The 13,340-nt window shown below is 46.3% G+C and carries 14 protein-coding genes; 10 read left to right on the forward strand and 4 right to left on the reverse strand.

Annotated elements, in window-relative coordinates; translation table 11 throughout:
- The first annotated feature begins 6 nt into the window (after nucleotides 1-6).
- From MVI27_RS02110 to MVI27_RS02155, 10 genes are all read left to right on the forward strand, one after another.
- Nucleotides 7-1,836 (forward strand): GMC oxidoreductase, encoded by a 1,830-nt coding sequence (locus tag MVI27_RS02110; RefSeq protein ID WP_246959034.1) that lies wholly within the window; start codon nucleotides 7-9, stop codon nucleotides 1,834-1,836.
- A gap of 248 nt (nucleotides 1,837-2,084) precedes the next feature.
- Nucleotides 2,085-3,755 (forward strand): asparagine synthase B, encoded by a 1,671-nt coding sequence (gene asnB, locus MVI27_RS02115; RefSeq protein ID WP_246959035.1) that lies wholly within the window; start codon nucleotides 2,085-2,087, stop codon nucleotides 3,753-3,755.
- Nucleotides 3,756-3,844: 89 nt separating this feature from the next.
- Nucleotides 3,845-5,242 (forward strand): MFS transporter, encoded by a 1,398-nt coding sequence (locus tag MVI27_RS02120; RefSeq protein WP_246959036.1) that lies wholly within the window; start codon nucleotides 3,845-3,847, stop codon nucleotides 5,240-5,242.
- A 74-nt stretch (nucleotides 5,243-5,316) separates the two neighbouring features.
- Nucleotides 5,317-6,189, forward strand: coding sequence for a pirin family protein (locus MVI27_RS02125; protein ID WP_246959037.1), 873 nt, complete (start codon nucleotides 5,317-5,319; stop codon nucleotides 6,187-6,189).
- Between the two features lie 30 nt (nucleotides 6,190-6,219).
- Entirely contained in the window at nucleotides 6,220-6,492 is a 273-nt protein-coding gene (locus tag MVI27_RS02130) for a GNAT family N-acetyltransferase (protein ID WP_246959038.1), read from the forward strand.
- A gap of 225 nt (nucleotides 6,493-6,717) precedes the next feature.
- Nucleotides 6,718-8,154, forward strand: coding sequence for a sodium:solute symporter (locus tag MVI27_RS02135; RefSeq protein WP_246959039.1), 1,437 nt, complete (start codon nucleotides 6,718-6,720; stop codon nucleotides 8,152-8,154).
- A 197-nt stretch (nucleotides 8,155-8,351) separates the two neighbouring features.
- Nucleotides 8,352-9,203, forward strand: coding sequence for a transketolase (locus tag MVI27_RS02140; protein WP_246959040.1), 852 nt, complete (start codon nucleotides 8,352-8,354; stop codon nucleotides 9,201-9,203).
- Nucleotides 9,204-9,261: 58 nt separating this feature from the next.
- Entirely contained in the window at nucleotides 9,262-10,209 is a 948-nt protein-coding gene (locus MVI27_RS02145) for a transketolase family protein (RefSeq protein WP_246959041.1), read from the forward strand.
- A gap of 57 nt (nucleotides 10,210-10,266) precedes the next feature.
- A complete protein-coding gene (locus tag MVI27_RS02150; RefSeq protein WP_246959042.1) occupies nucleotides 10,267-10,830 on the forward strand; it encodes a DUF488 domain-containing protein in 564 nt (187 codons plus the stop codon).
- A 6-nt stretch (nucleotides 10,831-10,836) separates the two neighbouring features.
- Complete coding sequence (locus MVI27_RS02155) at nucleotides 10,837-11,046, forward strand: hypervirulence associated TUDOR domain-containing protein (RefSeq protein ID WP_246959043.1); 210 nt, start codon at nucleotides 10,837-10,839, stop codon at nucleotides 11,044-11,046.
- Nucleotides 11,047-11,119: 73 nt separating this feature from the next.
- Here MVI27_RS02155 and ric read toward each other — a convergent pair whose 3' ends face one another.
- The 4 genes from ric to MVI27_RS02175 all read right to left on the reverse strand — a co-directional run bounded on the left by ric (nucleotide 11,120) and on the right by MVI27_RS02175 (nucleotide 13,303).
- On the reverse strand, nucleotides 11,120-11,833 hold the full coding sequence (gene ric / locus MVI27_RS02160) for an iron-sulfur cluster repair di-iron protein (RefSeq protein ID WP_246959044.1): 714 nt from the start codon (nucleotides 11,831-11,833) through the stop codon (nucleotides 11,120-11,122).
- A gap of 115 nt (nucleotides 11,834-11,948) precedes the next feature.
- Nucleotides 11,949-12,380: an RrF2 family transcriptional regulator gene (locus MVI27_RS02165; protein WP_246959045.1), complete on the reverse strand. Its 432-nt coding sequence runs from the start codon at nucleotides 12,378-12,380 to the stop codon at nucleotides 11,949-11,951.
- A 9-nt stretch (nucleotides 12,381-12,389) separates the two neighbouring features.
- Nucleotides 12,390-12,764, reverse strand: coding sequence for a hypothetical protein (locus MVI27_RS02170; protein ID WP_246959046.1), 375 nt, complete (start codon nucleotides 12,762-12,764; stop codon nucleotides 12,390-12,392).
- Nucleotides 12,765-12,832: 68 nt separating this feature from the next.
- On the reverse strand, nucleotides 12,833-13,303 hold the full coding sequence (locus MVI27_RS02175; RefSeq protein WP_246959047.1) for an Lrp/AsnC family transcriptional regulator: 471 nt from the start codon (nucleotides 13,301-13,303) through the stop codon (nucleotides 12,833-12,835).
- Nucleotides 13,304-13,340: the final 37 nt, after the last annotated feature.

Consider the following 13,340-nt stretch of genomic DNA (forward strand, 5'->3'; position numbering starts at 1 on the left):
TATTTTTTGGAGCAGGACGGTTACGCTTTTTTTGAAGAGCCGTCCGGCTGTCCGCTGTATCTCCCGGCGGGGCTGGCGCGCCGCCGGGAGGATGCCACTTCCATCCGGGCTATGGTGGCAGCAATGTTTTGTTCCTGCAGGAGATTAACCTTAAAACTACAATGCATTTCACAGCAAATTTATTTTCGCAGCAGCGTCCTGTACGCTTTTTGCAAGGGTTGCGGCATGAACCGCAAAGATTTTTTACAACTGAGCGGCCTGAGTATGGCTGCTTTTTTCTTTTTGGGGACCCGCGCCTTTGCCGGCATTCAGCCCACCGTTCAGAGCGAACCCACCCTAATTGATTCCGACAAACGGGTGATCATCATTGGCAGTGGCTACGGCGGTGCCGTTGCTGCCCTTAGGTTATGCGAAGCCGGCATTCCGGTAACTATGCTGGAAATGGGACTGAACTGGGAAAAGTCCGGCGAAAAGTTCTCCACCATGATTAAACCCGGTCATTCAGCAGCTTGGTTCCGAAGCCGAACCATTGCGCCGTTCTTTAATGTCTTTCATTTGGAAAAATTTACGGGTGCACTGGACCGGCTAGATTTCGAACATATTAAAATCTGGCTGGGACGCGGCGTGGGTGGCGGTTCACTGGTCAATGGCGGCATGGCGGTAACGCCCAAGCGCGCCTATTTCTCGGAAATATTTCCGGACCTGGACGCGGATGCTTTTTATAACCATTATTTCCCGCTGGCCAACCGTGAACTGAAAACAAATGTCATCGATGAGAAATTTTTAAATGAGTGCGAGTTTTATAAATTCAATAAAGTAGGTGAAGCCGAAGCACATAAAGCCGGGTTTAAAACAGTGCGTGTTCCCAACGTGTACGATTTCGATTATATGGAGCGCGAATACCGAAATGAAGTTCCCCGCTCCGCGCTGGCCGGTGAAGTGATTTATGGCAATAACCACGGCAAAAACTCACTGGACAAAACCTACCTGAAAAAAGCGCTGGCCACCGGTCTGCTGGAAATTCTGGATTTGCACAAAGTGAATCACATTACGCATCAGCCGGATCATTCCTATACCTTGGACGTTTCCGTGATCAACACCAGCGGCGAGCAGGTACAGCACAAAATAATGCACGCTGCAAAGCTGTTCCTGGCGGCCGGTACCATGGGAACGCTGGAGCTGCTGCTGAAATCTAAAGCGCAGAACCGCCTCACAACGGATGAGCACGTTGGAAAAGATTGGGGTAATAATGGTAACTTTATGACGGGCCGCAACTGGGTGCGCGCTTTCTCGGGCGGTACCGGTTTCCGGCAGTCGACGATTCCGGTGGGCGGCATTGACCACTGGGAAGATAAAAAGCATCCCTTCTTTGTGGAAATCGCGCCACTGCCGATGGGAATGAATGTGGCCACCTCACTCTACCTGATGGTGAATAAAGTTCCCAAGCCCGGCAAGGTTTCCTACGACCCGCAGCGGCAGAAACTGGAACTCACCTGGAACACTTCGCATACGGCGCACATGCGGAACAATGCCCAATATTTTATACGCAAAATGAATAAAGCCAATGGCGGCACACGCTCACATTTGCTGTTTCACAACGGTTACGGTGCCGATATCTGCTATCATCCGCTGGGCGGTGTTGTGCTTGGGAAAGCGACCAATGAATTCGGAAAACTGAATGCGCATGAAAACTTATATGTTATCGACGGTTCGCTGATTCCGGCCAGCATTGGGGTTAATCCTTTTGTGACCATTACCGCGCTGGCTGAATACTGTATGGAACAAATCATTAAACAGGATTTCAAGATAACAGGCGAGATGATTTCCGCTAAATAACCTTAAAACAGGTAAAATGTAAACGTATTAATGAAGATAACGTGTTGCTTCACCTGTAAATAAATTAATGTAGTTTAAAATTTACGTTATAACATCGTGCTTTATATCTATAAGTTTATATTATAAAACCATATTTATTTTTTTTACACTATTTTTTAACCAAATTAAAATAAACATTGTAATATATTCACACATTAAATACGTTTGTAGCATAAACAAAACTAATTACCAATCTAAAAAGAAAAGTTATGTGTGGAATTGTATGCGCTTTTGACCTTCAGCAGCCCGCCGATTTGCTGCGCCAGCAGATTTTAACAATGTCTAAAAAGATCCGCCACCGTGGTCCGGATTGGAGCGGAATCTTTCAGCACCAAAACGCATTGTTTGCGCACGAACGGCTGGCGATTGTCGACCCGGCTTCCGGCAAGCAACCCCTTTTATCAGCTGATAAAAAAATCGTTTTGGCTATTAATGGTGAAATTTATAACCATCGGGACCTGCGTGGAGAGTTTCCGGATTATGCCTTCCAAACCGCTTCTGACTGCGAAGTTATTATTCCTTTGTACCAGAAATACGGCGCCGATTTCATCGATAAACTGAACGGGATTTTCGCCTTTGCACTTTACGATCTGGAAAATGAAGTGTATCTGATTGCCCGCGATCACATGGGGATTTGCCCGCTCTATCAGGGACGTGACGCTGCCGGCACATATTATATTGCGTCTGAACTGAAAGCCCTGCAAGACGTTTGCAAAACGGTAGATACCTTTCCACCGGGGCATTATTTGTTCAGTGCGGAAAGCCAGGAAGCGAAACAGTGGTATCAGCGTGATTGGGAAATGTATGAAAACGTAAAAGATAACGCCACTGATATTCAAGAATTACGTACTGCGCTGGAAGAGGCCGTAAAACGCCAGCTTATGAGTGATGTACCGTACGGCGTGTTGTTGTCCGGCGGCCTGGATTCTTCCATCATTTCTGCCGTTACGGCAAAATATGCACCTCGCCGCATTGAAACCGAAGACAGTCAGGAAGCGTGGTATCCGCGTTTGCACAGTTTCGCGGTCGGACTCGAGGGCAGTCCGGATTTAGCCGCCGCGAGAAAAGCAGCAGACCACATCGGCTCTATTCACCACGAGGTTCACTTTACCGTACAGGAAGGTCTGGATGCCATTCGCGATGTAATCTATCATCTGGAAACCTACGATGTAACGACCGTTCGTGCCTCCACGCCGATGTATTTGCTGGCAAGGGTCATTAAATCAATGGGAATCAAAATGGTGTTGTCCGGTGAAGGCAGTGATGAGCTATTCGGAGGTTACCTTTATTTCCACAAAGCACCGAACGCACAGGAATTTCACGAAGAAAACGTCCGCAAACTGGGCAAACTCCATCTCTACGATTGCCTACGCGCCAATAAAGCACTGATGAGTTGGGGAATTGAAGGACGCGTACCTTTCCTGGATAAAGAATTTATGGATGTGGCGATGCGGCTGAACCCGGCGGACAAAATGGTGAGCGCGCACGAGCCGAGAATTGAAAAATGGGTGCTGCGTGAAGCCTTCAGCGATATGCTGCCGGAAGATATTGCCTGGCGGCAAAAAGAACAATTTTCAGATGGCGTCGGGTACTCCTGGATTGATTCGCTTAAAGATAAAGCGGAAGAAGAAGTGACTGATACCATGATGGCGACCGCGCATTTCCGGTTTCCGGTGCATACGCCACAGAATAAAGAGGAGTATCGCTACCGTGCCATATTCGAAGAGTTTTTCCCTGGTGACAGTGCCGCGAAAACAGTTCCCTCGGTTCCGTCTGTGGCCTGTTCCACACCGATTGCTTTGGAATGGGATGCAGCCTTTAAAGCAATGAACGACCCCAGCGGCCGCGCGGTACTGTCAGTTCACGCGGACTCATATTAAAATACTATTTATATTCATCCATAAAAACGATGAACTAAAACACAGCAATGGCAATGCCTTTGCTGTGTTTGTGCGTAAAAATATTCCGAATGAATGAAACTGCATCTGCCTCTGTGAAAAAATTCCTGCCACTAATTCTGGCAACTTCTATTTTCATGCAGATGCTCGACTCTACCATCCTGAACACCAGTCTTCCGTCTATTGCGGCTGATTTACAGGAATCGCCGCTGGATATGCAAAATGCCATTATCAGTTACGTGCTGACGCTGGCGGTTTTTATGCCGGTCAGCGGTTTTTTGGCGGACAAGTTTGGAACACGCCGTGTTTTTATGGCTGCGCTGATTATTTTCGTGCTGGGTTCCATTTTCTGCGCGATGTCGCAAAGCCTGAACCAACTGGTGCTGGCGAGAGTTGTGCAGGGCCTCGGCGGCAGTTTGATGACACCGGTCGGCCGGCTGGCGCTGATCAAAACATTTCATAAGAATGAACTCGTACAGGCAATGAATTATGCCATTGTACCCGCGCTGATTGGACCCGTGCTTGGTCCGCTGGTGGGTGGTTACATGGTAGATTACCTGTCCTGGCACTGGATATTTTTGATTAATGTACCGATCGGCCTGCTCGGTATTATTCTAAGTTTAAAATACATGCCGGAATACAATGCAAGGGATACCCACTTTGATTTGAAGGGCTTCTTAATTTTTGCCGGTGCATCGCTTTTTTTATCGGTAGCGCTGGAAATGTTTGGGAATACAACGCATACCACACTTATTTTATTAGTGTTTATTCTTGGGTTTTTACTGATTTATTACTATTATCGTCATGCGAAGAAAGTACAGAATCCTTTATTTCCCCTGAACTTATTTCAGGTACGGACCTTCCGGGTGGGAATTGTGGGGAACCTGGCTACCCGACTGGGAATTAGTTCCATTCCGCTGCTGTTGCCGCTGATGATTCAGATTGCGTATGGCGAGACCGCCGTGGTTTCCGGGTGGATTGTGGCACCGATGGCACTCACCGCGATGTTCGGTAAATCAAAAGTAATACAGATTCTGGATTATTTCGGGTACCGCAGAACGCTAATGACGAACACCATTATCATCGGATTGCTGATTGCAGCACTGGGTATTCCGGGCATTCATACTTCGATTTACTGGTTTATTCCGATTATTGCGATTCTCGGCTTTTTTAATTCGATTCAGTTTACGAGCATGAACACGATTGCTATTGCAGATCTGCGGGCATCGCATACCAGCAGTGGCAACTCTTTACTCGCCGTTAATCAGCAACTCGCCGTTGGTTTCGGTATTGCCTGCGGATTAATTGCGCTGAAACTCTTCGAAAACAGAATTACTGCGATGGGCGCGCCGGTGCATCTGGCCTTCCGGTACACCTTTTATTTTGTGGGCGTTCTGACCATGCTATCAGGATTTGTCTTTCGGAAATTGCATTCGCGCGATGGTGAGAATATGAAATCCCAGGCGTAAATGCAGGTTACTATTTACCATAGATCAATGGTTTAAAACACTGGTTCGCAATATCTTTGAATAAAGTTTACAAGATGGAAACAATTAAAAAAACAGCATTTATTGCAGCGCCCCGTCCGGCACATTTTGTTGGCGACGGCTTCCGCGTTCATAATTTTATACCGGGCGACAGCCGCCTGAGCATGGAGCGAATGGATCCCTTTATCCTGCTGGATTACAACTCAAAGTTCCATTTCGGGCCGACGCAGGTACCGCGCGGAGTGGATGTCCACCCGCACCGCGGTTTCGAAACAGTGACGATTGCGTACCAAGGGAAAGTGGAACATCATGATTCCGCAGGTGGCGGCGGCATCATCGGTCAGGGTGATGTGCAATGGATGACGGCAGCCAGCGGTGTATTGCATAAAGAATTCCACGAAACGGAATGGGCAAAAGCCGGCGGAATTTTCCAGATGGTACAATTATGGGTGAATCTTCCCAGCAAAGACAAAATGGGCACCCCGCGCTATCAGGCGATTGAAAATCAGATGATGGGAAAAGCGGATTTAGGTGAAAACGGGTATATCGAAGTGATTGCAGGCGATTATAAAGGAACAGCAGGGCCGGCTAAAACCTACAGCCCGGTGCAGATGATGAACGCCAAATTGAAAGCCGGCGGAAAGGCGGACTTTGCATTTCCGGCCGACTGGAATACGGCCGCTTTGGTTATTGAAGGCAGCATTACGGTGAATGAGAGTGAGACCGCAGCAGCAGACCATCTGGTCGTTTTCGAAAATGGGGGCGAAAAATTCAGTATTACGGCGAAGGAAGAAAGCGTAGTGCTTATCCTGAGCGGGCAACCGCTTCGTGAACCGATTGCCGCCCATGGCCCTTTTGTAATGAACACAAGAAAAGAAATTATGCAGGCATTCGCAGATTTCCAAAGCGGAAAGTTTGGCGACCTGTAAAGCACAGATTTAAAATAAATATAAAATATCATGGCAGAAGTTACTAAATCAGGCGACCGTTTCATTGTGTCGGTGGATGGGAAAGAAGCCGGAACCATTGAATTCAACTGGCTGGGCGACGACAAAATCGACATTATCCACACAGAGGTGGACAGCGAATACAGCGGACAAGGCTTAGGCAAACAACTGGTGGAAGCCGTTGCGCAGTTCGCGGATAAAAACTCGCACAAACTGCAGGCATCGTGCCCGTATGCGAAAAAGACCTTGCAAAGGATGCCTGAATACGAACATCTGCTGCAATAAAGGAATGACCTACTTCCCGCAACACCTTGCTGCGGGATTTTGCTTATAAAATCCAACGGTTTCTACCTATTTCCGCGTACACTCCGGGGAGAGCGTTCCCTGCGCCCCGGCCTAAGCGGAGCTCTTTTTTGCAGAGCGCAGCGGCGCGAAAAAAGCGGGAGCGGAGGACGGATGAAGGCGCCCATATCAGGCTAAAAAAACTATATTTGTGGAAATTTTTTCCAAATGAATCCACTTGTTCTGCTCCTGATTATCCTCGCTTATTTCGGACTTTTATTTTGGGTCGCGTATAAAACGGGAAAGGACAGCAACAATGACAGTTTTTTCATCGGGAACCGCAAGAGCAACTGGATGCTGGTGGCTTTTGGGATGATTGGCACTTCCTTATCGGGTGTTACCTTTGTCTCAGTGCCCGGCGCAGTGGGTGCAGATCAGTTTCATTACCTGCAAATTACCATCGGCTATCTCATTGGCTATGTGGTTATTGCCTATGTGCTTTTGCCGCTCTACTACCGGCTGCAGCTTACTTCTATCTACGGCTACCTGCAACACCGGATGGGCCATTTGTCCTATAAATCGGGTGCCTGGATTTTCATTGTTTCGCGCCTGGTGGGAGCTACTGCCCGCTTGTATCTGGTGGTGAATATTCTGCAGGTGGCGATTCTGGACAGCCTGGGTGTTCCGTTTATTGTGACCACACTGGTGATTCTGGCGATGATTATTTTGTACACTTACGAGGGCGGTGTGAAAACCATTGTCTGGACGGATACGCTGCAGACCACCTGTATGCTGCTGGGACTGATTATCTGCTCTGTGTATATGATGAATCACCTGGGCCTGGATTTCATGGAGAGTATTTCGGAAATGAACCGCCTGGGTTACACGGAAGTATTTAATACGGATGTGAACAGCAAGGCTTTTTTCTTCAAGCAGGTGCTGGCGGGCGCTTTTATTACCATTACGATGACGGGTATTGATCAGGAAATGATGCAGAAATCGCTATCGGTAACCAAACTGAAGGATTCGCAAAAGAACATGGTGACATTAGGTTTTATTCTGGTGGGTGTAATCGCTTTGTTCTTGTTTATGGGCGGGTTACTTCACTTGTACGGAAATACAGAACATGTGGTTTCCTCGGGAGATCAGCTGTTCCCGGATATTGCGCTGAACCACATGCCTCCGGTGATTTCCATTATCTTTATTATCGCCCTTATTTCTGCGCTGTTCCCGAGTGCGGACGGCGCGATGACCGCACTCACCTCTTCACTCTGTATTGATATTTTCGGTTTGAAAGACAAACACATGGCCGCAACCGATAAAGAAAAATTCCGGAAGCGCGTTCACCTGATTGTTGCAGTAGCCTTCCTGGTGATGGTGATTATCTTTAAACTGATTAATGACAACTCGATGATCGGTCTGATCCTGAAAATGGCCGGCTTTACGTATGGACCTTTGCTCGGCTTATTCGCTTTCGGGATTTTCACTAAGTTTAAAGTACAGGACCGCCTGGTTCCCTATGTTTGTGTGGCAGCGCCAGTGGTATCGTATCTCATCGATAAATACCAGGAAAACATTTTCGGTGACTTTAAGATTGGGTTGGAACTTTTGATTATTAATGGCTTGCTGACCTTTGTGGGATTGTGGTTGATTCGGAGGAACTAGGATTCTTAGCACTACTACTATTTATTTTCCTTGTCTGGTAATTATTTAATAAAATGTTGTGCAGTCAAACAATAACCTGCTGTATTGAGTTTTGAGATATTCTCTTTTGGTAAGTCTAGCACGAGTCTGATCCTATCCATGCAGCATCACAAATCCCTCGAAAATTCGTAAATTCGCTGCTGAATAAATCCAATAAAATGAGTAAATCAATTGAAGAGCTGAAATCGCTGACTACCCAGATCCGACGCGATATTCTGCGCATGGTTCATGCCGTGAACTCTGGGCATCCGGGCGGCAGTTTAGGGTGTACTGAATATTTTACGGCGCTGTATGGCAAAGTGATGAATTATTCTCTGCCCTTTAGCATGGAAGGCAAAAACGAAGACCTGTTCTTTTTGTCCAACGGTCATATTTCGCCGGTCTTTTATTCCACGCTGGCGCGCTTTGGCTTCTTCCCTGTTTCCGAACTGGCTACTTTCAGAAAGCTGGATTCCCGCCTGCAGGGCCACCCTACCACACACGAAGGCCTGCCGGGCATCCGCGTAGCTTCCGGCTCGTTGGGACAGGGATTATCCGTGGGAATCGGTGCTGCCTTAGGCAAAAAACTGGATGGTGACGAAGGTTTAATCTACACCCTTCACGGTGATGGTGAATTACAGGAAGGCCAAATCTGGGAAGCACTGATGTTTGCGGCCGCTAAAAAGGTGGATAATATAATTGCAACCATTGACTATAACGGACGGCAGATTGATGGTGACACTGACGATGTACTGAGCCTCGGCGACCTACACGCTAAACTCGAAGCTTTCGGCTGGCTGGTATTAAATGAAAAGAACGGCAACGACCTGGAAGCAGTAATTGCTATTCTGGAAAAAGCAAAAGCAGAAACCGGAAACGGAAAACCGGTCGTTATTATTTTAAATACAGAGATGGGCTTTGGTGTAGATTTCATGACCGGAACACACGCCTGGCATGGAAAAGCGCCGAATGATGAACAACTGGAAACCGCTTTCAAACAATTATATCTGGAAGCACCGGCTGATTATTAAAAAGTTATAACAGCTGTTAATCCTCTACATACCCATTGGTTATTTAAAATAAAAGAAAATGAAATTTACATATACAGAACAAAAAGATACACGCAGCGGATTCGGCGCCGGCCTGGCCGAACTGGCTGAGAAAAACCCGAATGTAGTTGCTCTTTGCGCGGACCTGATCGGTTCGCTCAAAATGGAGAAATTCATTGAGAAAGCACCGGAACGCTTTTTCCAGGTAGGAATCGCTGAAGCCAACATGATGGGCATCGCGGCAGGACTTACCATTAATGGTAAAATACCCTTCACGGGCACTTTTGCCAACTTTTCCACCTCGCGCGTGTACGACCAGATTCGTCAGTCCATTGCCTACTCAAATAAAAACGTGAAAATTTGCGCTTCGCACGCGGGGCTGACATTGGGCGAAGATGGCGCCACGCACCAGGTACTGGAAGATATCGGAATGATGAAAATGCTTCCCGGAATGGTGGTCATCAATCCGTGCGATTACAACCAAACCAAAGCAGCTACTTTGGCAATTGCTGAATACGAAGGACCCGTTTATTTGCGTTTCGGCCGCCCGGTCGTTCCGGTATTCATGCCCGAAGATATGCCGTTTGAGATCGGAAAAGGAATTATGCTCCAAGAAGGCACTGATGTAACTATTGTGGCAACAGGCCATCTCGTTTGGGAATCTCTGCAGGCTGCCGAGGAGCTGGAAAAAGAAGGTATTTCCTGTGAGGTAATTAACATCCACACCATTAAACCACTGGATGAGGAAATTATTTTAAAATCCGTGGAAAAAACCGGCCGTATCGTTACTGCTGAGGAGCATAACTATCTGGGTGGCTTAGGTGAATCCGTAGCAGGAATGTTATCGCGGAAACGTCCGACACCACAGGAGTACGTTGCCGTGAATGACACTTTTGGTGAATCTGCAACACCGGCCGAGCTCATGAAGAAATATAAAATTGATGCTGAGGCCGTGAAAGAGGCCGTGAAGCGTGCCCTCGCCCGATAAACTTTTTATCACAATACGATCAATCCGCTGGTTTTTGCCCGCGGATTTTTTGTTGAAATGAAGTACGGCACTTTTTATGTTGAGTTTGCAGTCATGATTACGGAATTACCTCTTTACACAATCGGACACTCTACCCATCCCATCGAAACGTTTTTGGAAATGCTGATTTCTTTTGACATCAAGGTTTTAGCAGATGTGCGCAGCATGCCGGGTTCCCGAAAGTTTCCGCAATATGATCAGGAAACTCTTGCCGCAACGTTGGCGGAACATGATATTCAGTATATATATTTTGATAAACTGGGTGGCCGGCGCCGTCAGAAAGATGCACCCACTGATACTTTGTGGAGAAACAAGTCATTTGCTGCCTACGCAGGTTATATGCGTACCGGGGAATTTAAAGAAGGCGCCGATGAACTGGCCGCCACGGCACAAAAAAACGCGACTGCCATGATGTGTTCCGAAGCTGTCTGGTGGCGCTGCCACCGCAGTATGGTCGCTGATTATTTTAAAGCAAAAAAATGGGATGTTCAGCACATTATGGGGATTGGTAAGGCAACGGAACATCCATACACGTCGCCGGCACGAGTAGTGGGCGGGGAAGTATATTATACTGAAAAATAAAATAAAATGAGCAAAGAATTTAAGGCCGGTGACCAAGTTTCCTGGAATTATGCCGGTAACACCGTTAAGGGAAAAGTAATAAAAGTACACACCAAAGATTTCACCTTTAAAGGAAAACAGCGGTGCTGCTCGAAGGAAGATCCGCAATACGAAGTAGAAAGCGATGAAACTGGCGAGACCGCCGTGTATACACCGGATGCTCTGACGAAGAAGTAAAGTCTGTCAAATAAAAAGCCTGCCGCAGAATTACTCCGCAACAGGCCCCTCAAAAAACAGATAGTTTAGTTTATTAAAAAGTTTTCTCCAGTTCGATGGCTTTCGGGAACAGGATGTTATTTTCCAAGTGAATGTGTTTGTGCAGATCCTGCTCAAAATCTTCCAGCATCCGGAAAGTTACCTGATACGTTCCGCACGCATCTTCCGGAAACTGATAATTGTTCGTGAGTTCGGCAATTTTCTGGAAGCGCTCACCTTCTGTAGTATGCTCGTGCTTCATCATCGCCACAGGATTCTCCACGGTTCCGAAATGCGGTTTTGGCAGTTCTTCACCGTTTTGTTTCGCAGCTACCATTCTTTTAATGAAAGGGAAAAGAATTAATTCTTCCTTCTTCATGTGTGCTGCCAGTTCTTGCGCGCTTTCGGTAAACAGTTTGTTGATTTCAAACAGTTCCGGATGGCGGTCGCCGTGTACCTTGCACAGCTTATTCAGATACTGCAGCAGCACGGTAGAATTTTCTTCCACATAGCGGTGGTGCGTTTTCTCTACATAATCTGCCAGTAAATCCAGTGGCCAGGAGTTAAAATCAATATCGCCTGCCTTTGCCTGGTTCAGTGCATCCAGGTCTTTATAAATTTCTTCGGGGGTCACTTTTTTATTATCGCAGGCTTCTTCGATGGTTCTGTTGCCTTTGCAGCAGAAATCGATTTTATATTTTCTGAATACAGCAGCGGCGCGGAAATCTTCTGCTACCATCTGGCCGATTGTTTTTTCTTGTACTAACATGTGGGTGTCGTTTTTAATTTTGATGATACAAATGTACGCAAATTTTTAATTCGGACAAATTTATCTTATTTAAAATGATAAAAAACATGTTTCGTTTTTGAGCCTTCTTTTTTTGCTATTTAAGCCAAGCGAGTCCGCTTTCGGTTTTTTGTGCTAAATCGTAGAAAGTGTGCTCTTTTACAAGCTGCGTCAGTCCTTCGCGGATGACTTTAAATTCGTTGTGAACCGGACAAGGGTTTTCAGAAGAACATCTGTGCAGACCGAGGCCGCACTTCGTGAAAATCCCCGGACCATCAATGAGGACCACTACCTCGTAGATTGTGATGCTTTTCTGTTTTTCAATATCAAAGAGGAAACCGCCCTGCTTTCCTCGTGTGGAAGTAAGAATATTTTCGCGGCAAAGCTGCTGCAGTAATTTGGCGGTAAATGCTTCGGGCGCATCTACGGCCGTGGCAGCTTCCTTTACATTCACACGGCGGCCCTGCCCGGTTTGCTGGGCAATATAGATCGCAGTCTTCAGCGCGTACTCACAGGCTTTGGAGAACATCAAGGAATATTATTTATAAAATCGCCATTTGGGAATAATTACGAACAATCCCAAGGTACAATACAAGAACATATTAGTCACGTCGGTGTACAGAAACGTGGACAGATAATAGTTGTGCGCCAGAAAATGAATAATCAGTGCCGCCGGGAACAAATACACGGCAAACTTCCGGTAAAAGAAAATGAAGAGCAGCGAAGCGACCATCACCGCATCAATAAAGAATATGAAGTAAAAATAGGACGTCGGAATATTGAGGTCTGGGTGTTGTATAAATTCATCCGCATCAATCCCAATTCCCATAAAGGTAAAGAGGAACAAAGCTGCCAGCGCCAGACTGAAGCCTAATCCTTTACGCGGCGTTTCATCTGAAAAATCGTTATTCATAAATGTAAAAATAAAGAAACTTTCGACAGCAGATCGAAAGTTTCCATAAAAGTTGAGAAATATCAGTCTTAAATCAGGACTGCATCAATCAGACGGTTTTTGTCAGAAATATATTCTTCCATGGAAATCATACTTTCTGTGCGCATCACGTCCTGGATGTCATCAATCTGATAAATAATGCGTTTGGCATCTTCTGTATTCTTTGCGCGAACCTTGCAGAAAATGTTGTATTTGCCGGAGATCACGCTTGCTTCGGTTACATTTGGAATGGTAGCCAGTTCTTTCAGGACTTCCTGCGTACGGTTAGACTTGGTCAGCAAAATCCCGATAAAAGCGGTAAAATGATAATCCAGTTTGCCGTAGTCGATATTAAGAGATGAACCCAGGATAATACCTGCATCCTCCATCTTTTTCACACGCACGTGGATTGTTCCTGCGGAAACGTCCATTTGTTTTGCGATTTCTGTAAAAGGCATTCGTGTATTTTCTACCAGGAAATCAAGAATCTTCTTGTCTATTTCGTCTAATTGATAGTTCATTTTTCTGTATTAATAATATTAAATGTAGTCTTCTAAA

The sequence above is a fragment of the Chryseobacterium salipaludis genome (genome assembly GCF_022968825.1).
Taxonomy (GTDB): Bacteria; Bacteroidota; Bacteroidia; order Flavobacteriales; family Weeksellaceae; genus Kaistella; species Kaistella salipaludis.